This window comes from Serratia sp. CY55921 (assembly GCF_052167655.1).
In the GTDB taxonomy this organism is placed as follows: Bacteria; Pseudomonadota; Gammaproteobacteria; order Enterobacterales; family Enterobacteriaceae; genus Serratia; species Serratia ureilytica.
Window position 1 is genome coordinate 1,477,771 of the sequence record NZ_JBJNMU010000001.1, and the last position, 21,319, is coordinate 1,499,089.

A 21,319-nucleotide genomic window follows, 5' to 3' on the forward strand; every position below is an offset into this window, starting at 1 on the left:
GCCCTTTTTTCATCTCAGCTGGAGCAGGAAATCTCCAGATGTTTGCCCCAGTCCGGCGGCAGCGCGGCGAGATCGTCATACTCCGGCGCATCGTCGAACGGCCGCAGCAAGGCCTGATGCAACCGCTGCAAACGGCCGACGTCGTCTTTCTCCGCATCCTCAATCGCTTGCTGGGCCAGGTAGTTGCGCAGGATCAGCCGTGGGTTCACCGCCTTCATCGCCCGTTGCCGCTCCGCGTCGCTGACCTGCTCCTGCTGCAAACGCTGACGATATTGCTGATACCAGGCGTCGAAGGCCGCGCGGTCGATAAACTCATCGCGCAGCGGCGACTGCGCCTGTTGCTGTTCGGTTTCGCTCAACAGGCGGAACGTGCGGGTATAGTCCCGCCCTTCCTGGGCCATCAGGCTCAACAGGCCGGTCAGCACGTCGTTATCCTGCGCCGTCGGCGTGAAGAAGCCCAGTTTGGCGCGCATCTGTTCGCCATAGGCGCGCATCAACGCCGGTTCATACGCCGCCAACGCCTGCTGCAGCTGTTCGGCAGTCATCAGCCCCGACAAGGTTTGCGCCAGGCGATGCAGGTTCCATAACGCCACCGCCGGCTGATTATCAAAGGCGTAACGCCCTTGATGGTCGGAATGGTTACAGATATAGCCGGGCTGATAGTCATCGAGGAAGCCGTAAGGGCCGTAATCGATGGTGATGCCGAGAATCGACATGTTGTCGGTGTTCATCACGCCGTGGGCGAATCCGACGGTTTGCCAATGGGCGATCAGGCGCGCCGTGCGTTCGACCACGTCGGTAAACCACAACAGGTAACGATCGGCCTGATCCTGCAACTGCGGCCAGTGACGGGCGATGACGAAATCCGCCAGCTGCCGCACCTGCTCCGGCTGTTTGCGGTAATAAAAGTGTTCGAAGTGACCGAAGCGCACATGGCTTTCCGCCACCCGCAGCAGCATCGCGCCGCGTTCCGGCTGCTCGCGGTATACCGGTTGTTGACTGGTGACAATAGTTAACGCACGCGTGGTGGGGATCCCCAGATGGTGCAACGCCTCAGAGGCCAGAAACTCGCGGACAACCGAACGCAGCACCGCGCGGCCATCCCCCATGCGTGAATACGGCGTCAGCCCGGCGCCCTTCAGGTGCCAGTCACGGTGACTGCCGTCCGCCAGGACTTGTTCGCCCAGCAAAATGCCGCGCCCATCGCCCAGTTGCCCGGCCCAGACGCCGAACTGGTGGCCACTGTACACCTGTGCCAACGGCTGCATGCCCGGCAGCAGCGTTTCCCCCGCCCAAATCGGGGTTTTATCCTGAGTAAACCAACTGTCATCCAGCCCCAGCTCGCGCGCCAGCGGCTCACTGTGGTACAGCAGGCGCGCATCCTTGAGCGGCGTCGGGTTCAGGGCGGTGTAAAAACCGGGTAATTGTTGATAGTAAGCGTTATCGAATTGCGGCATAGGCCCTCCGTTTCAGCGTAGTGTAGAGCCTGAACGGGAGGATTAACACCGAAGGAATGCAGGGAGAACGCATCCGCCTGTCACCAGAACGGATGCGGGAGGTTTCTCGTGAGGAAACGCGCTGAACGTCGGCTGACAAACGCGGTTATCAGCAAAACGTGGGGGAATAACGGCGACTGAATCACGCTAAACATCACCCCGTCGCTTATTTACCTCATTGTGTGTAGTTTTTTTGTATCACTTCTTAATTATTGAACTCGCTGGGCATCGCCAGCAAAGCTTGCAGATTATCCACACCAACGCTGGGCCATAAAAAACCTTGCAGGCCTAAAACACCGGCGTATCTGAGTTTATTAAAGTACTCTTTTTTCTCTATTCCTCCGACGATCACGCCTTTACACAACAGGTTGATATTCTTTAACAACGAGTCGATGACCACGTCATACCCCTGATGGGTAAACAGCTGCCAGTAAAAACGCTTGTCTATCTTTACGTAGTCAAACAAACCATCGTACAACGCGGTCAGCGTGGCTTTACCGGAACCGAAATCATCGAGCCACAGCGTAAACAATTCGCTTAATCGCCGCACGCTCGTATTGTTCTTTCCGGCAGAAAGATTCGGAAAACTCTCACTCATTTCAAATGCAATAAAAGGATATTGCCGGATCCTCTGGCACAAGGCCGGATCGGAAAGAATAAGCTCGACGATGGTTTCTTCGATATTGATGGTCAACTGCACGCTGTTACCGGTAAACCAGGCAGCATGCTGCTCCGCCAGTCTCAATTGCTCATTAAATAACTCAATCCTTTGTTCAGGCGCCAATAAATTAATCCCAATTTCGGCCGGCATGGCTAAATCACCGTCGAGACTGTTGAAACGGCTCAACATTTCCACCGCCAACAGCCCGCCCTCCATTGAGTAAACAGGTTGAAAAACATAGCTACTAATAAAGTCAGCTTCGAGTTGGATGTTCATTTTAATGCCACAGGATGAATGGCTAGCGTATCATCGTATATCAATATATTTTATCGATCAATCCTTCTGGGATTAATCGGAAATATCAATGCAAATGCTCGTAAAATATCATTTAATTGATAGATTAAAGCTATACGACAATCGCGAACGGCGCAAAGAAAAGCAGCCGCACTTATGCCAGTTTTCTCGTTCGGCGCGTGATGCGAAAAGATATTTGGCTTAAGTGGAATGGATTTGAGGTCAAATTTGACTTATCTCCTTTGTTTTAATTAAGAAAAATCCTAAATAAAGTAAAATAATCTTTCTGACTTAACGCCAATTTTTCCGGCCGTTAACGATGACTGATTAAATTTAATAACGCATCAATTCCGCCCGTTATTCGCAGCATTGAAAACCTGAAAAAATGCCCACCTTGATTTTCAGAAAATCTGCGCTACGCCCAGCGAAACGTCGCTTTCAGCGATAAAAAAAGGGATGAGCACGCTCATCCCCTCGCAGCCAGACCGCCCGGCTAGCGGATGGTATCGCTCAGCCATTGCCGCAGCTCGGTCAATTCAGCCGCCTGTTGCGGATAGGCCGCCACCAGGCGGTCGCAGCAGGCGGCGACGGGCTCACTGCGGTACGCGCAGCCCACCAGCATGTCCGCCAACCGCTGTAGCGGAGCCGGATTCAGGCTGTCGGTGAATACCTGCGCACGAACAATTGTCCCCTTCTCGACATCGAAGAACAGGTCCACGCCGCCCCAGACGAAGCGTTCATTTAGCAGATGGCTGAACGCCGGCGCCTTGCCGAAATTCCATTCCCAACTGCTCTGTTTGGCGAACTGCGCGGCAAAATCGGGCAGATCGGGGAATACATCCGGCGAAATGATCTCCGGCTCGGCCGTCTCGCCATAGTGGGCGAAGAAGGCCTGCACGATCGCCTCACACACCTGCTCATGGCTGATGCCCGGCAAAAACTCCGCCAGGTTGGCGACGCGTGAACGCACCGAGGTGATGCCCTTGGCCTGCAGTTTTTTGGGATCCGGATTGAGGTAGTCCGCCAGCCGCTCCAGATCGGCATTCAGCAACAGCGTGCCGTGGTGGAAACCGCGATCCTGCGTTTCGCGATAGGCGGAGCCGGATATTTTGCGCGGCCCATCGGCAGTTTCCATCACCAGGTCATTGCGCCCCGATGCGTCGGCCGTTACGCCCAACTGCCGCAGCGCTTGCAGAATGATATTCGTAGAGACGCTTTTATCGTACCCCGGCTTGCCGGCCATAAAGGTGAAGCAGGTGTTGCCCAAATCGTGGAATACCGCCCCGCCGCCGCTGCTGCGCCGCGCCAGCCGAATGCCATCCTGTTCCATACGCCGGGTGTTGCACTCTTTCCAGGGGTTCTGCGACTGGCCGATCACCACCGTTTCGGCATTGCGCCACAGGAAGAGGATTTTTTGCGTGGTCATTTCGCGGAAGATGCACTCTTCCACCGCCAGGTTGAACCAGGGATCGTAGGAGTCGGAGATCAGTAAACGCAAACTGTTCATGGCAGGCACCGTTCAAAACACGTGATGCCGCCATGATACACCAAATCAACGGGTTAAGGCTAAATGCGCCGCGCCTGCCAGTACACCCGTTTCCAGTAAACGTTATCGAGCGAGGAGCGGATCACCCCGCGGCTGGTCGAAGCGTGGATAAATTGGTCGTTGGTATCGTAAATGCCGACGTGCAAACCGTTCTCACCGCCGCCGGTTTTGAAAAACACCAGATCGCCCGGCATCAGTTCGTCGCGCGAGACCTTGGTGCCCAGCGAGGTTTGCTCTTCGGTCGAACGGGGCAGCTGCATATCGAAGCGATCGCGGAACGTGCGGTAAACAAAGCCGGAGCAATCGACGCCGCCGCGATCCAGGCCGCCGTAACGGTATGGCGTGCCGTACCACTGGCGCAGTTGTTCATTGAGCTGAGCCACCACCACGATAGAATCCGCCAGGCGGCCGCTGGGTGGCGGCGCATGGCTGCTGCAACCGGCGAGGATTAAACTGGCTAATAAAAACCACACACGCATCCGCATAATATCCCTTCATTGAACACGTTGCCGCATTATGCCATTCGGTACACCACTACACTGCCTGCGAGGCAAAGCCGGCACCACGTAAGGAAAGCGCTATTTCGCGTTAATTTATCTCCCGCACGGGGAAAAAGGCAAGCGCCATGAGGGAGATAATAGCAGGATCGCCGGTTTTGGCCCTATTGCGGCGATTTGGTCTCGGATTTGCTGTTAATCAGCCAGACGCCGAACAGAATAAACAGCGTGCCCAACGTTTTCAGCAGCGTAGCGGATTCGTTAAACCACGGCAGGATCACCGCCGCCAGGTAAACCAGCGCATAGCTGACGCTCAGCAGAGGATAAGCGCGGTTTAACGGCAGATGGCGCAGCGCAAAGAACCAACACAGCATCGACAGCGCATAGCCAAAGATGCCGCCGCCCACCGCCAGCAGCGGCAGCCAGTAGTCGCCGATCAGCCTCAGCGAGACATCGGCGAACGACATCAGCGGGATCTGAACCATGCCCCACTTCATCAGCAACTGCGCCAGCGTCACCAGCAGTACGCTGGCGGCGCCCCAGGCATAGCCCTTCATGAATGCACGCTCATCAGCAGGATCCCCAGCATAATCGACGCCACGCCACACCAATGGCGCGCGGTCGTCGGCTCATGAAACAGCCAGCGCGCCGCCAGCGTCACCATCACGAAGTTAAGGCTGAGCATCGGGTAAGCCAGGCTGAGCGGCAGGCGTTGCAGCACATTGAGCCACACCGCCATGCCCAGCCCCAGCAACAGCACCGCCAGCGCCAGCCAACGCAGCGTCTGCTTGAGCCGCGCCTTGTCCGCCCGTTCCCAGCAGTGCGCCGCCTGCTTCTGGCACAGCTGCCCACCACAGGTGAGCAGACTGACCACTATCACCAACAGAAAACCGATCATGGTTGCTGTTTATACCACATCAGCACCAGACGGTTCATGCGATCCACCTTATCTGCGGCAGGCAGTTCCTGCGGCAGCGCTTCGCCGCGGGAGAGCTGCAACACCAGCGACACATTCCCCTGCTTGCGCGCCTGCGCCAGCCACTGCGGGAAGTCGGCGTCGCTGATCAGGTGCCCTTTGGCGTCCGGATACTCCAGACCATAGGCCACCTCGCCTTTCTGGCTGTACATCAGCACGTCGCTGCGCTTGAGTTCCCAGGCCAGGCCGGCCGCCACCCCGACGCTGTCGGTCAGCACGTAACGGCTGTCGCCCAGTTCGGCCATCGTGGCGCGGGCGAAGTTCTGCGGCAGTTTGGAATCGGTCACCTGTTGCGGGATGGCGTAGCCGATCACCAGGCACAGCAATACCGGGCAGGCCGCCGCCCAGCGCCATTGACGGCCGTTATCGCGCGCAGAAACCAGTGCGAACAGCAGCCAGCCGCCGAAGGCGATCAGGCCGAGCACCACCTTCGGCCACTCTTGCGCGGTAAACAGATGGGCTTTCGGCAGCAGGCCGGAGCTCAACACCACCAGCGCCACGATGCCGATCAGCCCGAACAGGCCGTTCAGCCAGGCATTGGCCTTGAACAGCCTGGCGCGCAGGGTGGCGGCGTAGTCTTCCGCATAGGCGGTCATCAGCAGCGCCAGCGGCGCCATGCACGGCAGAATATAGGTCGGCAGCTTGCCTTTGGCGATGCTGAAGAAGATCAGCGGCATCATCGCCCAGCTCAGCAGGAAGAACAGCTCCGGGCGCTGTACGCGTTCGCGCCAGCCCTTGAGCAGCGCACCGGGCAGCAGCGCCAGCCACGGCAGCACCGCCGCCAGCAGGATCGGCAGGTAATACCAGAACGGCGCCTTGTGCTGGGCGTTATCTTCGGCGAAACGCTGAATATGTTCGACCCAGAAGAAGTAATTCCAGAAATCGGGTTCGCGTTGCGCGATCGCCAGCGCCCACGGCAGGCTGAGCAACGTAGCGGTCACGATCGCCACCGGGCCGTAGCACAGCAGATCCTTGATGCGACGTTGCTGGATGACGATCGGGATCACCGCGATCACCGGCACCGCCAGCGCCAGGAAGCCCTTGGTCATAAAGCCCATACCGCAGGCCAAGCCCAATAGCGCGTAGGCGCCCAGCTTGCCTTTGACCGAGGTGGCTTTCAGCGTCAGGTAGTAGCTGACCATCGCCGCCGCCAGCCACAGCGAGATCATCGGATCCAGCACGCTGTAGGTGCCGATGCTGAACACCAGCACCATCGACAGGAATATCAGCGCCGCCAGGCTAGCGCGGCGCGCATTGCGCCACATCAGCATCGCCAGCGCGAACACCAGCAGTGCGGTCATGCCGGTGCTGAACACCGAGCCGAAGCGCACCGCAAAGTTGTTTTCGCCGAACAGCCACTGGCTGATGTTATTGAACCAGTAACCCGCCACCGGCTTTTCGAAGTAGCGCAGCCCCAGCAGGTGCGGCACAACCCAATCGCCGCGCTGCAGCATTTCACGGCTGATCTCGGCATAACGCGTCTCGTCCGGCTGCCACAGCAGGCGGCCGTTAAGCGGGATCAGGTAAACCAGAGCAAAAAAAACGGCCAGCAGAATGGCCCAGGATCCTTTTAGCGCCTTCATGTAACGTCCTTCACATCGGTTTGACAGCCCAGCCAACCTTCGCGGCCGGGGAAAGGAGCGCGCTTGATGCGGCCCAACGGCAGTGACGCCAAATCTTGCGGTAACAGCGCGCTCAGCGGGCAGAATTCGATGCCCTGCTGCCGTGCGCGTTGCAATAACTGTTCGAACATCGCCGCTTGCGACATGCCTTCCACTTCGGTGTGAATGGTGTACACCGGTACGCCGCGATCGTTCTCGATGGCGCGCAGAATGTAGTCGTTAAAGTCGGCCATGCTGACTTCGCTGCCGATCACTTCGTCGAAGGTCGGCAACGTCACCGGGATCTGCACCGTACCGTGACGCCCGTCGCTCAGCACCGGACGGAACGGATGGGTGCCGCGGCAATCGCTGTTGTAATGGAAGCCGAAGCGCTGCTTGACCTCCAGCACGCGCGTGTCGGCACGCCAGCCCGCCACGGCAGAGCATTTCACCGGCTGGCCGGTGCTGGCGCTCAGGGCATCGACGCCCCGCTGCACCTGTTCGGTCAGTTGCGCCTCGCTCCACTTGCCGACGTTGGCCTGCCATCCCTGGTGATCCCAGGCATGCAGCCCGACTTCATGGCCGGCTTCGGCGGTGCGCTTCATCAGCGGCCCCAGCGCGCGTGAAATGTTGCGCCCCGGCCACGCAGTGCCGGCCAGCAGAATATCCAGACCGTACAGCGAAGCGGCGTTCGAGCGCAGCATTTTCCACAGAAATTTCGGACGCAAAAGGCGCCAAAGATGGCGCCCCATGTTGTCCGGTCCCACGCTGAAGAAGAAGCTGGCCTGAATGTCGTACTTTTCGAACAGGTCCAGCAACTGCGGCACCCCTTCACGGGTGCCGCTGAAGGTATCTACATCAACCCGCAGACCGACTTTCTTCATGCATCGTTCCCTTCCTGAACGGTAGTGCGCAGGAAGTAGTCCAGCGTATCGGCGACGGTTTGCTTCATCTCGATGGTCGGCTGCCAGCCCAACAGGCGGCGCGCGTTTTTGATGCTCGGCGTGCGGTGCTCGACGTCCTGGTAACCTTTACCGTAGTAGCTGCTGCTCTCCACGTCCTTGAAGCCGGCAAACGGCGGGAAGCGGTCGCGCAGCGGGTGGTTGTTGAAGCTTTCCAGCAGCATTTCCGCCAGCTCGCGAATGCTCGCTTCGTTGGTCGGGTTGCCGATGTTGACGATCTGACCGTCGCACAGGCCGTCGCGGTTCTCAATGATGCGGAACAGCGCTTCGATGCCGTCGTTGATGTCGGTGAAGCAACGCTTCTGTGCGCCGCCGTCCATCAGTTTGATCGGCGAACCTTCTACCAGGTTGAGGATCAGCTGGGTGATGGCGCGGGAAGAACCGATGCGCGCGGCGTCCAGGTTATCCAGACGCGGCCCCATCCAGTTGAACGGACGGAACAGCGTGAACTTCAGGCCTTCTTTGGCGCCGTAAGCCCAGATCACCCGATCCAGCAGCTGTTTGGAGACCGAGTAGATCCAGCGTTGTTTGTTGATTGGCCCGACGATCAGACGAGAATGGTCTTCATCGAACTCTTTGTCGTCGCACATGCCGTACACTTCGGAGGTGGACGGGAAGATGATGCGCTTGTTGTATTTCACGCAGTCGCGAACGATCTTCAGGTTCTCTTCGAAGTCCAGCTCGAACACGCGCAGCGGGTTACGGGTGTATTCGATCGGCGTCGCGATCGCCACCAGCGGCAGCACCACGTCGCATTTCTTGATGTGATACTCGATCCACTCGGAGTGGATGCTGATGTCGCCTTCCACGAAGTGGAAGCGCGGGTTGTCGAGGAAGCGGCTGATGGCGTCAGAGCCGATATCCAGACCGTAGATGTCGTAACGATCGTCGCGCAGCAGACGCTCGGTCAGGTGGTTGCCGATGAAACCGTTGACCCCGAGGATCAGCACGCGAGTGCGGCGTTTCATCACGGCGTTAGGCTTGGCGGCCAGACGCACGTCGGTGACGATGCCCATTTCCTGCGCCAGGCGGCTGCCCTGCACGTACAGGCCACTTTCGTTCTGCCCGGCGACGATTTCCAGCGCGCCTTCGCCACAGGCGATGACCAGCGGGGCGGTGCTCAGCACGGTGCCCGGTTGTTTATCGTGTTGGGTATCCAGCACGCGGGAACGCCAGACGATCAGCTTGCGCTGGCCGAGGTAGCTGAATGCCCCCGGGTACGGTTCAGTGACGGCGCGCACCAGGTTGTTGATCTCTTTGGCGGATTTGTGCCACAAGATCTCGCCGTCCGCCGCGGTGCGGCGCCCGAAGTAGCTGGCCTGAGACTCATCCTGCTTGGTAAAAGTGGCGGTGCCGTTCTTCAGCTTCGGCAGCTGCTCTTTCAACACGGCCTGCGCGGCTTCCAGCACTTTTTTGTGCAGCGTCAGCGCGGTGTCGTTGTCGGCGATAGCCACTTTCTGCTGGCCCACAATGTCGCCGGCGTCAGGGCGTTTCACCATTTTGTGCAGGGTGGCGCCGGTTTCGGTTTCGCCATTCACCAACGCCCAGTTCACCGGCGCGCGGCCACGGTAGCGCGGCAGCAACGAACCATGCAGGTTGAAACCGCCCAACGGGGCCAGCGATAAGATCTCGTCGCTCAGCATGTGACGGTAGTAGAACGAGAAGATCACGTCCGGCTGCAGTTCGCGAATGCGATCAACCCACAGCGGGTGGTTCACGTCTTCCGGCGCATAGACCGGCAGATCCAATTCGGCGCCCAAACGGGCCACGGAGGAGAAGAAGTTGTTCTCACCTGGGTCGTCGGTGTGCGTGAACACAGCCTGCACGTCATAACCCGCCTCAGTCAGCGCTTTCAGACCTGCGCAGCCAATATCATGGTAAGCAAATACAATAGCTTTCATCATTCTTCTTCCTGAGTATTGTGGTCTTGCTGTACGCCGACCACTTTCTGAACAAAATAGCGAGGACGTGCGCGCACGTCGGTATAGATGCGGCCGATGTATTCACCCAGCAGCCCCATGCCGACAAACTGGGCGCCGATAAAGGTGAACAGGACGGCGAAAAGCGTGAACACGCCGCCGGCGGCCCATTCAGGACCGAGCAGCAGACGCAGCGCGATCAGCACCAGCGCCAACACGAACCCGGACAGCGCCACGATGCTGCCGACCACGCTGAGCAAACGCAGCGGCGTAGTGGTCAGACAGGTGATCAGGTCATACATCAGGTTGATCAGCTTCATCAGGCTGTATTTGGAGTCGCCGAACTCGCGCTCGGCGTGACGCACGTCGATCTCGGTCGTGCGACGGGCGAAGGTATTCGCCAGGATCGGGATGAAGGTGCTGCGCTCATGACAGTGCAGCATCGCCTCAACGATATGACGACGGTAGGCGCGCAGCATGCAGCCGTAGTCCCCCATCGATTTACCGGTGGCGCGTTGAATCATCATGTTGATTACGCGCGAAGCGCTTTTGCGGAACCAGGAGTCCTGACGGTTGGCGCGCACGGTGCCCACCACGTCATAGCCCTCTTCCGCCACGCTGACCAGCCGAGGGATTTCCTCCGGCGGGTTCTGCAGATCGGCGTCAAGGGTAATCACCAGATCGCCGGTCACCTGATTGAAACCGGCCATGATCGCCGAATGTTGGCCATAGTTGCGGTTAAGCAGGACGGCAATCACGTGACTGTCCGGCTTTTCGGCCGCCGCGGTCAGCATGTCAGCGGAGTTGTCGCTGCTGCCATCGTCGACGAGAATGATTTCATAAGGTTGGGATAACTGCTTACAGGCGGCGGTAGTGCGCTCCAGCAACGCAGGCAGGCTTTCCTGCTCGTTGTATACCGGGATGACTATCGACACTTTTTTGATCGGTTCAACGCGAGACACGTAAAGACTCCACAACAGAAGACAAGGCATTGACCACGCGATCCACATCGGCGTCGGTCATATCAGGGAATAGCGGTAAGGTGCACAGCCGCGCCGAGTTCCATTCGGTATTCGGCAACGACAGCTGCGGATAGCGCTCACGGTAGAATTTCTGGGTGTGCGCCGCACGGAAATGCAGCCCGGTGCCGATGCCAACCTCTTTCAGGCGCTCCATCAGCTGGTCGCGATCGAGGCCGCAGCGCTCGGCATCGACGCGCACCATAAACAGGTGCCAGGCGTGGTCATGCGGATAATCCGGCACGCCCAACGGCTGGAACGGCGAGCCTTCCAGCGCGCTCAGGTAGCGCTGCGCCAGCGCCTTACGGCGCGCGTTCAGCTCGGCAAAGCGCGACAGTTGCACCACGGCGATCGCCGCGTGAATGTCGGACAAGTTGTATTTGTACCCCGGCTCCACCACTTCGGCCTGCGGTTTGCGGCCAAGCTGCTGGCGATCGAAGGCATCGACGGCCAGGCCGTGGAACTTCAGGCAACGCAGGCGATCCGCCAGCGCATTGTCGTCGGTGGCGATCAGGCCGCCTTCGGCGCAGGTCACGTTCTTAATCGCGTGGAACGAGAAAATCGCCGTGCCGCGCGCGCCGACCCATTCGCCGTTGTAACGCGTGCCGACCGCATGGGCGGCGTCTTCGATTAACGGCAGACCATGGCGTTCGGCCACGGCGCGCAAAGCGTCCATCTGCAGGGGGGCGCCGGCATAATGCACCGGAACAATCGCTTTGGTTTTCGGGGTGATGGCAGCCTCGACGTCGGCGGCACTGACCATCAAGGTCTCACGGTCAACGTCGATCATCACCGGCGTAGCGCCCAGCAGTTCGATCATGTTGAGGGTGGAAACCCAGGTTTGGGAAGGGGTGATGACTTCATCGCCGGGCCCCACGCCCAGCGCCATCAAAGTGATGTGCATGCCTGCTGTGGCGGAACTGACGGCGATGGCGTGCTTACAGCCGAAGGTGGAACAGAAGTCGCTTTCCAGTTGCTGATTTTGCGGGCCGGTGGTGATCCAACCGGAACGCAACACTTTCTCTACCGCGGCGATTTCTTCGTCGCCGATGGCTGGACGAGAGAAAGGTAAAAATTGATCCATAGTTAACCCCAAACGTATCGGACTGCTTTTGATGACACTGTAAATCCCTTTCGTTTAACGAATATTAAACGCCAGAGAAGAATCGTTTCCGTGGATTAACTGCCAATGTAAGGCCGCAAGCTTAACTAAACCTTAAGACGAGACTTGTCATCAGTGGGAGAACTGATAGGAAGGTGCCGTCATCATTAATATAATTTTATTATGTAAATCAATTTCTTATATTTTTTAATAATTACTTACGTATTTTATTTTTGCCGAATCAAGCGTAGCACGTCATCGACGTTTTTCAAGAAAATCGGTATGAAAATGAGAGACCGCACAATATTCGCCGATGCTTATCTGACTATTTATATTCACTATGTTTAGTTTCCGTTTACGTTGCGCCCCGCCGACTGGGTTAATTAAGCCGTGCGGGTCATGATCCAACGCTGGTCCCCTACCCATTGCAGCTGGAAATCCACTTCATAAATCTGCGACAGCAGCGCGGGCGCCATCACTTCACGCGTGACGCCCTGCGCCACAAGCCGGCCGGCATGCAGCAACCAAACCCGATCGGCCTGCTGTAGGGTGTGATTCAGATCGTGCGCGCATACCAGCGCGCTGCGCCCGCTCTGGCAGAATTCGCGCAGCAGGCGATCCAGCGCGACTTTCTGCGCCACATCCAGGCTGTTGGTCGGCTCATCCAGCAACAACAGGCGGCTGTGCGGATTGACGCTGGGCCACACCTGCAGCAAGACCGCCGCCAGCCGCACCCGTTGCCATTCGCCTCCAGAAAGCTGCGTCAGCATGCGTGACAGCTTATCCACCAGCTTCAACCGCCGACACAGATAGAGGATGGCGTGCTCCACATCGGTTTGCGTTGCCGCCGCAGGCCGGTGCAGCGCCAAATACTGAAACACCGGCATCAGCGACACCGGCGGCTGTTGCTGGCTGAGGTAACCGCGCCGGGATGCCAGTTCGCTCCCCGGATAATCGGAGAGCGCGCGTCCGTCCAGACGAACCTCGCCCAGCCCCGGCAGCATGCCCGCCACCCGCGCCAGCAGAGTGCTCTTCCCGGCGCCGTTTGGGCCGATCAGGTGAACCTGCAACCCGCCGTCAATCTGTGCCGAAAAAGGCGCCAGGCGCCCCGCCACCCCAACCTCAACGAGTTGCAGCATCCGTCTTACCCTGCCAGCGCTTGTTTCACCGCCGCCACCAGCGCCGGATCTTCCGGCGTGGTGTCAGGCGAGAAGCGCTGGATCACCGTGCCGTCGCGCGCGATGAGGAATTTCTCGAAGTTCCACAGAATATCGCCGGCGTGCTTCGGCGCACGCCCTTTGCTGGTCATCCGCGCCAGGAACTCGCTGCCCTGCGGCGCGACAGCAGCCGGCTGCGCGGCAATCAGCGCCTGATACAGCGGATGACGGTGTTCGCCGTTCACCTCAATCTTGGCGAACATCGGGAATTGCACGCCGAAAGTGCCGCGGCAAAACGCCAGGATCTCTTCGTTGCTGCCCGGCTCCTGCCCCAGGAATTCATTGGACGGGAACCCCAGCACTTCCAGCCCCCGATCGCGATAGGTTTCGTACAGCGCTTCCAGCCCTTCATATTGCTTCGTCAGGCCGCACTCCGAGGCCACGTTGACCACCAGCAGCACCTTGCCCTGATAGGCCCCCAGCGTGGTAGCCTGATTTTCGATGGTCTGTAACGGCAGGTTATAAATTGGATTGCTCATCGGTTGTCATCCTGTAGTTTTTTAATGGCAGGTGAATGAAGAAAACTACCTTACGCCTTTTGCCCGGGTCAGTAACCAGATAAATAGCGGCGCTCCCAGCGTAGCGGTCACCACGCCGATCGGCAGTTCGGCCGCCAGCAGCGCAACGCGGGCAATCACATCGGCCACCAGCAACACGCCGGCCCCCGCCAGTGCGCAGGCCGGCAACAGATAGCGTTGGTCGGTCAGGCCGGTGAGCCGCAAAATATGCGGGATCACCAGCCCGACGAAGCCGATCACCCCGGCGAGCGCCACGCTGACGCCCACCAGCCAGCCGATCGCCAGCACCAGCAGGTTGCGCCACAGATGCAGCGACAGCCCGAGCTGCCGCGCCTGCACCTCGCCCAGCGCCATCAGGTTAAGCGCTCGCCCCTGGCCGCACAGCCACAGCAGCACCGGCAGCAGCGCCAACACCAGCCACTTTTGGCGCCAGTCGACGCCGCCGAAGCCCCCCATCATCCAGTACATCAACTGCCGCAGATCGAGACTGGTGCTGAAATAGACCGCCCAGGTCATCAGCGCGCTGCACACGATGCCCAGCGCCACTCCCACCAGCAACAGCCGCGCATTGGTCAGGCGGCGCCGGCGAGCGAAGCCCAGCAGCAAGAACGTCATCGCCAGCGCGCCTGCTATCGCGGCGGCGCTCATCAGCGCTACCGGCAGCAGACCGTGGCCCAGCAGCACCGTCAGCACCAGCGCGACGCCGGCGCCGTTCGCCACCCCCAGCAGGCCAGGTTCCGCCAACGGGTTTTCAAATAGCGCCTGCATCACCGCCCCGGCTACCGCCAGGGCGGCGCCGACCAACATCACCGCCAGCGCACGCGGCAATCGCAGTTGCCAGACGAACAGCTGCGCCCGATCGCTGAACCATTCTGACGGCCATATCCATCGATCGCCGGCGCAAAGGCTAAACAGCAATGCCAGCACCACACCCAGCGCCAACAGAATGACCTGGCGTTTATCGCGGTAACGTTGATGTTGCAACAGTAAGGTGAAGGTACGGCTGGTTGGCATGGCGCGGCGATTCCCTGCCGGCCGCTGTCGTGGCCGGATAATTGACGTCTGAGTCAAATATTAGGGGGTTAACGCCGCAAGGGGAAGCCTTGCGTAAGCGATGGCGCAGGAAAGCAGCGGCTGGCCCTGCCCGTCATCGCCAGGATGATGGCAAAACCAGCCGCCGATAAACTCAGGGGTTAACGATGCTGACCGGGGTTGCCCTGCGGATAGGGCCGGCCGCGGCCGTCATCGCGCCGGTCATGGTCGCCGCGATCGTCATGATCACGATTATCGCGATCGCCGTGGAAAGGATTGCCGCTGCGCGCCGGCTCGCGATGCTCATAGCCGCGCGGCGGCGAAGGCTGCCAGCGCCCGCCGTCCCAGTACAGGCAGCGCGCATTGCGCTCCCCCAAACCGCGGCCCTGGTGTGCATGCCACCATTGCGGGGGACGCCAGTCGTAGCCATCCCAGTAGTAACCACGGCGGTCCTGATCCCCCAAATGTAGGGAAACGCCCGGCACGTTGATATCGACAGAGACATCGGCCTGTGCCGCCAGCGGCAGCAACAGAGGGAAACACACCAGCAACAGGAGCTTTTTCATTTTGCCTTCTCACTCTATTTTTCTTGCTGCAGTGGTTATATCAGTGCGCTTATTTAGCGACTATCTCACCGGTGCCTATTTTCAGATCGTTTTCGACGGCCTTACACAATCCCTACACTGTTTGCCGACGTCTTTAATTATTATTGCCTCTGCCAAGGCTTAACGAATAACTGACATCGCTTAAGCGGCGCGACAATGATAATTAAACGGATCCCCACCGGAGGATAATAAGATGATTAAACGTATAGGTATGTTGCTGGCCTTTGTGGCCCTGGCCTCAAGCCTCAGCGCCTGCTGCTGGGGGCCGCACTGGGGCGGCGGCCACCGCGGCGACGGCCCAGGCCATTATTACGGCCGTTATTGATTTGATAAATAAGGTCATCAACTAAATAAAATAAGATATAAGAATATTCCGCAATTAACATAAAATAAATTTTCGCCGTGGCGTTTTAATGAATAATGTTAATTCTTACTTAGCCCATTAGGAATAAACTGAATTTTTCCAAAAAAAGAAAAAGGCCGCGCAAGCGGCCTTTTTTGATGTCACGTCATTCACCCTTTCGGGCTGGCGTTTTCTACCCGGCTTTTCAGCTTCTGCCCCGGACGGAAGGTCACCACGCGGCGCGCCGTAATCGGAATGTCTTCGCCGGTCTTCGGGTTACGCCCCGGACGTTGGTTCTTGTCACGCAGATCAAAGTTGCCAAAACCCGACAGTTTTACCTGTTCGCCATTCTCAAGGGCCCGACGGACCTCTTCAAAGAACAGTTCCACCAGGTCTTTGGCGTCCCGTTTGCTAAGCCCAAGCTTCTCAAACAGGTGTTCTGACATTTCAGCTTTAGTAAGCGCCATAGGTTCAATCCCTCAAGGATGCTTGGAATCGCTGTTTTAGAGCCTCTACGCATTTTGCAACGGTAGCGGCTATCTCCTCTTCTTCCAGTGTACGAGCGGTATCCTGCAATACCAGACTGATAGCCAGGCTCTTGTCACCTTCTGCCACGCCCTTGCCACGGTACACGTCAAACAAGTTTACGCCAACTACCTGATTTGCGCCAACTTTCTTACACTCGGCCAAAATATCTTCTGCGGGGACGTTTTCAGCCACCACAATGGCGATATCACGGCGGTTTGCCGGGAAGCGCGAAATCTCCCGCGCCTGAGGCACGGCGCGGCTCGCAAGCTTGTTCCACTCCAGTTCAAACACCACGGTGCGGCCGTTAAGATCCAGTTTACGTTCAAGTTCCGGGTGAACCACACCGATGAAACCAACGCGTTCGCCGTGCAAATAAATCGCCGCACTTTGCCCTGGATGCAGGGCCGGATTGGCTTCCGCCCGGAACTGAATTTCGGATAATTTACCGGTCAGCTCGAGGACAGACTCCAGATCCCCTTTTAAATCATAGAAGTCGACAGGCTTGCGCGCCAGATCCCAATGTTCATCGTGCGTATGGCCGGCGATCACGCCCGCCAGCATGACGTCCTGACGGATACCCAGATCTGCCGCACTATCAGGCACAAAGCGCAGGCCGCTTTCGAACAGGCGTAGGCGCGTCTGCTGACGGTTCTGGTTATACACCACCGCAGACAGCAGGCCGGTCCACAGCGACAGACGCATCGCCGACATTTCGACCGAAATCGGGCTTGGTAGGATCAGCGCTTCTTCATTCGGGTGCAGCAGCGCCTGCACTTTCGGATCGACGAAGCTGTAGGTGATCGCTTCCTGATAACCGTGATCGACCAGCATGGTCTTCACGCGCTTGAGCGTCAGATCGGCTTCGCGATGCTGGGTCATCACCAAATCGGCGCGCACCGGTACATCCGGAATGTTGTCGTAGCCGTAAACGCGCGCCACTTCTTCCACCAGATCCTCTTCAATCTCCATATCGAAACGCCAGCTCGGCGCGACCGCTTGCCAGCTGTCGCCCTGTTCGGTCACCTGGCAACCCAGGCGGCGCAGAATGTCGCTGACCTGCTCGCTCGGCACCACGTGGCCGATCAGGCGATCCAGCTTCTCGCGGCGCAGCGTGATGGTGGCGCGTTTCGGCAGTTCATTCTCGTGAGTCACGTCGATAATCGGGCCTGCCTGGCCGCCGCAGATGTCGAGCAGCAGGCGCGTGGCGCGCTCCATGGCTTTGTACTGCAGCGCCGGATCGACGCCGCGCTCATAGCGGTGAGAAGCATCGGTGTGCAGGCCGTGACGGCGCGCGCGACCGGTGATCGACAGCGGGCTGAAGAAAGCGCACTCCAGCAGCACGTCCTGGGTTTCGCCGTTGACGCCGGAATGCTCGCCGCCGAAGATGCCGCCCATCGCCAATGCTTTTTGATGATCGGCGATCACTAAGGTGTCGGCGTTCAGTTTGGCTTCGTTGCCGTCCAGCAGCGTCAAGGTTTCCCCTTCTTCCGCCATGCGCACCACGATGCCGCCGTCGATGCGACTCAGATCGAAAGCGTGCATCGGCTGGCCAAGTTCCAACAGCACATAGTTGGTGACGTCGACGACGGCATCGATAGAACGGATACCGCAACGACGCAGTTTTTCACGCATCCACAGCGGGCTTAACGCCTTGACGTCGATGCCTTTCACCACGCGGCCCAGATAACGCGGGCACGCCTGCGGCGCGTCAACGCGGATCGGCAGCGTGGCGTCAATCGTCGCGGGCACCGGGCTCATGTCCGGCTCGGTCAGCGCAACCTGGTTCAGTACGCCCACGTCACGCGCGACGCCGATGATGCCCAGGCAGTCGGCGCGGTTCGGGGTGACGCTGATCTCGATGGTGTTGTCGTTCAGTTTCAGATAGTCACGGATGTCGGTGCCGATCGGCGCATCCAGCGGCAGCTCGATAATGCCGTCATGATCGTCAGAAATGCCCAGTTCGGAGAACGAACACAGCATGCCTTCCGAAGGTTCGCCGCGCAGTTTGGCGGCCTTGATTTTGAAATCGCCCGGCAGCACCGCGCCCACGGTGGCGACCGCCACTTTCAGGCCGGTGCGGCAGTTCGGCGCGCCGCAGACGATGTCGAGCAAGCGATCGCCGCCCACGTTAACTTTAGTGACACGCAGTTTATCGGCGTTCGGGTGCTGACCGCACTCGACAACCTCACCCACCACGACGCCGTTAAACGCGCCGGCAACCGGATCCACGCCGTCCACTTCCAAACCGGCCATGGTGATTTGATCGGATAATGCTTCGCTGCTGATGGCCGGGTTTACCCACTCGCGCAACCAGAGTTCACTGAATTTCATGTGATATTCCCGCCTTACTTAAACTGTTTGAGGAAACGCAGATCGTTTTCGAAGAATGCGCGCAGGTCGGTGACGCCGTAACGCAGCATCGTCAGGCGCTCCATGCCCATACCGAAGGCGAAGCCGGAGTAAACTTCCGGATCGATGCCCACGTTGCGCAGTACGTTCGGATGCACCATGCCGCAGCCCAGCACTTCCAGCCATTTACCGTTTTTGCCCATCACGTCCACTTCGGCGGACGGCTCGGTGAACGGGAAGTAGGACGGACGGAAACGAACCTGCAGGTCTTCTTCAAAGAAGTTATTCAGGAAATCGTGCAGCGTGCCCTTCAGGTTGGTGAAGCTGATGTCTTTATCAACGATCAGCCCTTCCATCTGGTGGAACATCGGGGTGTGAGTCTGATCGTAGTCGTTACGATAAACGCGGCCCGGCGCAATGATGCGGATCGGCGGCTGCTGGTTCTTCATGGTGCGGATCTGCACGCCGGAGGTCTGAGTGCGCAGCAGGCGCGTGGCGTCGAACCAGAAAGTATCGTGGTCGGCGCGCGCCGGGTGATGCCCTGGAATGTTCAGCGCGTCGAAGTTATGGTAATCGTCTTCAATCTCCGGGCCGGTAGCGACGGAGAAGCCCAGCTCGCCGAAGAAGGTTTCGATGCGGTCGATGGTGCGGGTCACCGGGTGCAGGCCGCCGTTTTCCATGCGACGGCCCGGCAGGGAGACGTCGATGGTTTCAGCCGCCAGGCGCGCGTTCAGCGCGGCGCTTTCCAGCGCGTTCTTGCGCGCGTTCAGGGCGTCTTGCACCTCTTGCTTGGCCTGGTTGATCACCGCGCCGGCCGCCGGACGGTCTTCCGCCGGTACGTCGCGCAGAGACTGCATCTGCAAGGTGAAATGACCTTTCTTGCCAAAATATTCGACGCGCACCAAATCTAACGCGGCAACATCCTGGGCATCTTCTACGGCTGCCTTGGCATTGGCAACCAGCTCTGCGAGATGTGGCATTGCTTTCCTCTTCCTCTGGCCGGGATGGCCCTAAGTAATTGTTATCTATTATTCGAACACGCCTTTGAGCAATCTTCAAAGACTTTTCAATGCGTTGCTGGCCAGGCGGCTCGCCTGCGCGGCGCAGGGCCGGCTGAGTACCCGCCGTTCTCACCGCAACGCTTTGCAAGGCGGGACGATGGCCAAAAACAAAAAAGCCTCCACGAGGGAGGCTTAGGCGCTACTTTTCGTTTCTTTTCTTACGCGCAAAGCCTCCTGAAGTCAGGCGCTAAAGTAAAAAAAGAAACGAAAAATAGCTGCGTGCATGATTGCGGTACCTTGTCGATGATTGTCCACCAGTGATATAGCGGCGGGCAATGAAAGTCAATATTTGTCGCTGAAAACAAAGATTAAAAGAGGGAGCAAGCTCCCTCTTCTACTGACTTACGCCAGAGCTGCTTTCGCTTTCTCAACCAGTGCGCCGAAGGCCACTTTGTCGAAGACTGCGATGTCAGCCAGGATCTTACGGTCAATTTCGATCGAGGCTTTTTTCAGGCCGTTGATGAACTTGCTGTAAGACAGACCGTTCTGACGAGCAGCTGCGTTGATACGTGCAATCCACAGCTGACGGAACTGACGCTTACGTTGACGACGGTCACGGTAAGCATACTGACCTGCTTTGATTACTGCCTGGAAGGCAACACGATATACGCGCGAACGGGCACCGTAGTAACCTTTCGCCTGCTTCATGATTTTCTTGTGACGTGCGCGTGCAATTACACCACGTTTTACGCGAGCCATATGCTCTCTCCTAAAGTCTTATTCTAAATTCAAAAAAAATGGCTTATGCGTACGGCAGGCACGCGGTAACCAGGACCAGATCGTTTTTAGACACCATGCCTTTCGGACGCAGGTGACGTTTACGCTTGGTTGCTTTTTTGGTCAGAATATGACGCAGGTTGGCATGTTTACGCTTAAAACCACCGCTGCCGGTTTTTTTGAAGCGCTTGGCTGCACCACGTACAGTTTTAATCTTTGGCATTTTAATTAAATCCACTTCGCATTGTTAAACAACGAATCAGTTGGGCGAATAAAACCCACACAGCGCAAGCGCCGCGCGGGTTCCATTACTTGTAAGCCTTACTGTTTCTTCTTAGGAGCGAGCACCATAATCATCTGGCGGCCTTCGATCTTCGTAGGGAAGGACTCGACCACTGCCAGATCCATATCTTCACACAGGTCTTTACGGACGCGGTTAAGCACTTCCATGCCGATCTGCTGGTGCGCCATCTCACGCCCGCGGAAACGCAGGGTGATTTTGGCTTTATCGCCATCTTCCAGAAAGCGAATCAGGTTGCGTAGTTTGACCTGATAGTCGCCATCATCGGTGCCAGGACGGAATTTGATTTCCTTGACCTGGATAACTTTTTGCTTCTTCTTCTGTTCTTTCGTCGACTTGCTCTTCTCGTAGAGGAATTTGCCGTAATCCATGATTCGGCAAACTGGCGGTTCGGCATTTGGGCTGATTTCTACTAAATCAACGCCCGCTTCCTCAGCTTTTTCAAGAGCTTCATTCAGACTGACAATACCAATCTGCTCGCCATCGACGCCGGTTAGGCGAACTTCTTGCGCGCGAATTTCTCTGTTAATGCGATTAGGACGCGCCGGTTGAACTCGTTTTCCGCCTTTAATACT

At 58.1% G+C, this 21,319-nt stretch carries 23 protein-coding genes and 1 other annotated feature; of the genes, 1 reads left to right on the top strand and 22 read right to left on the bottom strand.

The window, feature by feature from the left end; genetic code table 11:
• Positions 1-14: 14 nt before the first annotated feature.
• The 15 genes from ACJ8M3_RS06995 to ACJ8M3_RS07065 form a co-directional block, all read right to left on the bottom strand.
• Positions 15-1,457, bottom strand: a complete 1,443-nt coding sequence (locus tag ACJ8M3_RS06995; RefSeq protein ID WP_033642892.1) for a protein adenylyltransferase SelO — start codon at positions 1,455-1,457, stop codon at positions 15-17.
• Between the two features lie 244 nt (positions 1,458-1,701).
• The gene (locus tag ACJ8M3_RS07000; RefSeq protein ID WP_033642891.1) at positions 1,702-2,433 is read right to left on the bottom strand and encodes an EAL domain-containing protein; all 732 of its coding nucleotides are present in this window, start codon (positions 2,431-2,433) and stop codon (positions 1,702-1,704) included.
• A 511-nt stretch (positions 2,434-2,944) separates the two neighbouring features.
• Positions 2,945-3,958, bottom strand: a complete 1,014-nt coding sequence (locus tag ACJ8M3_RS07005; RefSeq protein WP_033642890.1) for a lipoate--protein ligase A — start codon at positions 3,956-3,958, stop codon at positions 2,945-2,947.
• A 59-nt stretch (positions 3,959-4,017) separates the two neighbouring features.
• Positions 4,018-4,482 carry an NlpC/P60 family protein gene (locus ACJ8M3_RS07010; RefSeq protein WP_016927954.1) on the bottom strand — a complete coding sequence of 155 codons (465 nt, stop codon included), beginning with the start codon at positions 4,480-4,482 and terminating at the stop codon, positions 4,018-4,020.
• A 176-nt stretch (positions 4,483-4,658) separates the two neighbouring features.
• On the bottom strand, positions 4,659-5,051 hold the full coding sequence (gene arnF, locus ACJ8M3_RS07015; protein ID WP_089196988.1) for a 4-amino-4-deoxy-L-arabinose-phosphoundecaprenol flippase subunit ArnF: 393 nt from the start codon (positions 5,049-5,051) through the stop codon (positions 4,659-4,661).
• Complete coding sequence (gene arnE / locus ACJ8M3_RS07020; RefSeq protein WP_089196987.1) at positions 5,048-5,392, bottom strand: 4-amino-4-deoxy-L-arabinose-phosphoundecaprenol flippase subunit ArnE; 345 nt, start codon at positions 5,390-5,392, stop codon at positions 5,048-5,050. The genes arnF and arnE overlap by 4 nt, the downstream gene beginning before the upstream one ends.
• Entirely contained in the window at positions 5,389-7,053 is a 1,665-nt protein-coding gene (gene arnT / locus ACJ8M3_RS07025; RefSeq protein WP_060440070.1) for a lipid IV(A) 4-amino-4-deoxy-L-arabinosyltransferase, read from the bottom strand. The genes arnE and arnT overlap by 4 nt, the downstream gene beginning before the upstream one ends.
• On the bottom strand, positions 7,050-7,955 hold the full coding sequence (gene arnD, locus ACJ8M3_RS07030) for a 4-deoxy-4-formamido-L-arabinose-phosphoundecaprenol deformylase (RefSeq protein WP_033652453.1): 906 nt from the start codon (positions 7,953-7,955) through the stop codon (positions 7,050-7,052). Before arnD ends, arnT begins: the two co-directional genes overlap by 4 nt.
• Entirely contained in the window at positions 7,952-9,934 is a 1,983-nt protein-coding gene (gene arnA, locus ACJ8M3_RS07035) for a bifunctional UDP-4-amino-4-deoxy-L-arabinose formyltransferase/UDP-glucuronic acid oxidase ArnA (RefSeq protein ID WP_033644264.1), read from the bottom strand. Before arnA ends, arnD begins: the two co-directional genes overlap by 4 nt.
• On the bottom strand, positions 9,934-10,914 hold the full coding sequence (gene arnC / locus ACJ8M3_RS07040; RefSeq protein ID WP_033642884.1) for an undecaprenyl-phosphate 4-deoxy-4-formamido-L-arabinose transferase: 981 nt from the start codon (positions 10,912-10,914) through the stop codon (positions 9,934-9,936). The genes arnA and arnC overlap by 1 nt, the downstream gene beginning before the upstream one ends.
• Complete coding sequence (arnB, locus tag ACJ8M3_RS07045; protein WP_089196986.1) at positions 10,901-12,055, bottom strand: UDP-4-amino-4-deoxy-L-arabinose aminotransferase; 1,155 nt, start codon at positions 12,053-12,055, stop codon at positions 10,901-10,903. Before arnB ends, arnC begins: the two co-directional genes overlap by 14 nt.
• A gap of 401 nt (positions 12,056-12,456) precedes the next feature.
• The gene (btuD, locus tag ACJ8M3_RS07050; RefSeq protein WP_033642882.1) at positions 12,457-13,212 is read right to left on the bottom strand and encodes a vitamin B12 ABC transporter ATP-binding protein BtuD; all 756 of its coding nucleotides are present in this window, start codon (positions 13,210-13,212) and stop codon (positions 12,457-12,459) included.
• Positions 13,213-13,217: 5 nt separating this feature from the next.
• A complete protein-coding gene (locus ACJ8M3_RS07055) occupies positions 13,218-13,769 on the bottom strand; it encodes a glutathione peroxidase (RefSeq protein ID WP_033642881.1) in 552 nt (183 codons plus the stop codon).
• Between the two features lie 45 nt (positions 13,770-13,814).
• A complete protein-coding gene (gene btuC, locus ACJ8M3_RS07060; RefSeq protein WP_033652456.1) occupies positions 13,815-14,822 on the bottom strand; it encodes a vitamin B12 ABC transporter permease BtuC in 1,008 nt (335 codons plus the stop codon).
• 179 nt (positions 14,823-15,001) lie between these two features.
• Positions 15,002-15,406, bottom strand: coding sequence for a DUF2502 domain-containing protein (locus ACJ8M3_RS07065; RefSeq protein ID WP_442514633.1), 405 nt, complete (start codon positions 15,404-15,406; stop codon positions 15,002-15,004).
• A gap of 232 nt (positions 15,407-15,638) precedes the next feature.
• Here ACJ8M3_RS07065 and ACJ8M3_RS07070 point away from each other — a divergent pair, with 232 nt between their 5' ends.
• Entirely contained in the window at positions 15,639-15,770 is a 132-nt protein-coding gene (locus ACJ8M3_RS07070; RefSeq protein ID WP_046686953.1) for a hypothetical protein, read from the top strand.
• A 188-nt stretch (positions 15,771-15,958) separates the two neighbouring features.
• Here ACJ8M3_RS07070 and ihfA read toward each other — a convergent pair whose 3' ends face one another.
• The 7 genes from ihfA to infC form a co-directional block, all read right to left on the bottom strand.
• On the bottom strand, positions 15,959-16,255 hold the full coding sequence (ihfA, locus tag ACJ8M3_RS07075; protein ID WP_004931414.1) for an integration host factor subunit alpha: 297 nt from the start codon (positions 16,253-16,255) through the stop codon (positions 15,959-15,961).
• 4 nt (positions 16,256-16,259) lie between these two features.
• Positions 16,260-18,647, bottom strand: coding sequence for a phenylalanine--tRNA ligase subunit beta (pheT, locus tag ACJ8M3_RS07080; RefSeq protein ID WP_089196984.1), 2,388 nt, complete (start codon positions 18,645-18,647; stop codon positions 16,260-16,262).
• 14 nt (positions 18,648-18,661) lie between these two features.
• The gene (gene pheS, locus ACJ8M3_RS07085) at positions 18,662-19,645 is read right to left on the bottom strand and encodes a phenylalanine--tRNA ligase subunit alpha (RefSeq protein ID WP_004931416.1); all 984 of its coding nucleotides are present in this window, start codon (positions 19,643-19,645) and stop codon (positions 18,662-18,664) included.
• Positions 19,646-19,832: 187 nt separating this feature from the next.
• Positions 19,833-19,955, bottom strand: a sequence feature (Phe leader region).
• On the bottom strand, positions 19,907-19,951 hold the full coding sequence (gene pheM, locus ACJ8M3_RS07090) for a pheST operon leader peptide PheM (protein ID WP_121626058.1): 45 nt from the start codon (positions 19,949-19,951) through the stop codon (positions 19,907-19,909). Its footprint overlaps the feature before it by 45 nt.
• Positions 19,956-20,068: 113 nt before the next feature.
• Positions 20,069-20,425, bottom strand: coding sequence for a 50S ribosomal protein L20 (gene rplT / locus ACJ8M3_RS07095; RefSeq protein WP_004931417.1), 357 nt, complete (start codon positions 20,423-20,425; stop codon positions 20,069-20,071).
• Positions 20,426-20,468: 43 nt separating this feature from the next.
• On the bottom strand, positions 20,469-20,666 hold the full coding sequence (gene rpmI, locus ACJ8M3_RS07100) for a 50S ribosomal protein L35 (RefSeq protein ID WP_004931418.1): 198 nt from the start codon (positions 20,664-20,666) through the stop codon (positions 20,469-20,471).
• Between the two features lie 98 nt (positions 20,667-20,764).
• Positions 20,765-21,316 (bottom strand): translation initiation factor IF-3, encoded by a 552-nt coding sequence (gene infC / locus ACJ8M3_RS07105; RefSeq protein WP_048233542.1) that lies wholly within the window; start codon positions 21,314-21,316, stop codon positions 20,765-20,767.
• Positions 21,317-21,319: the final 3 nt, after the last annotated feature.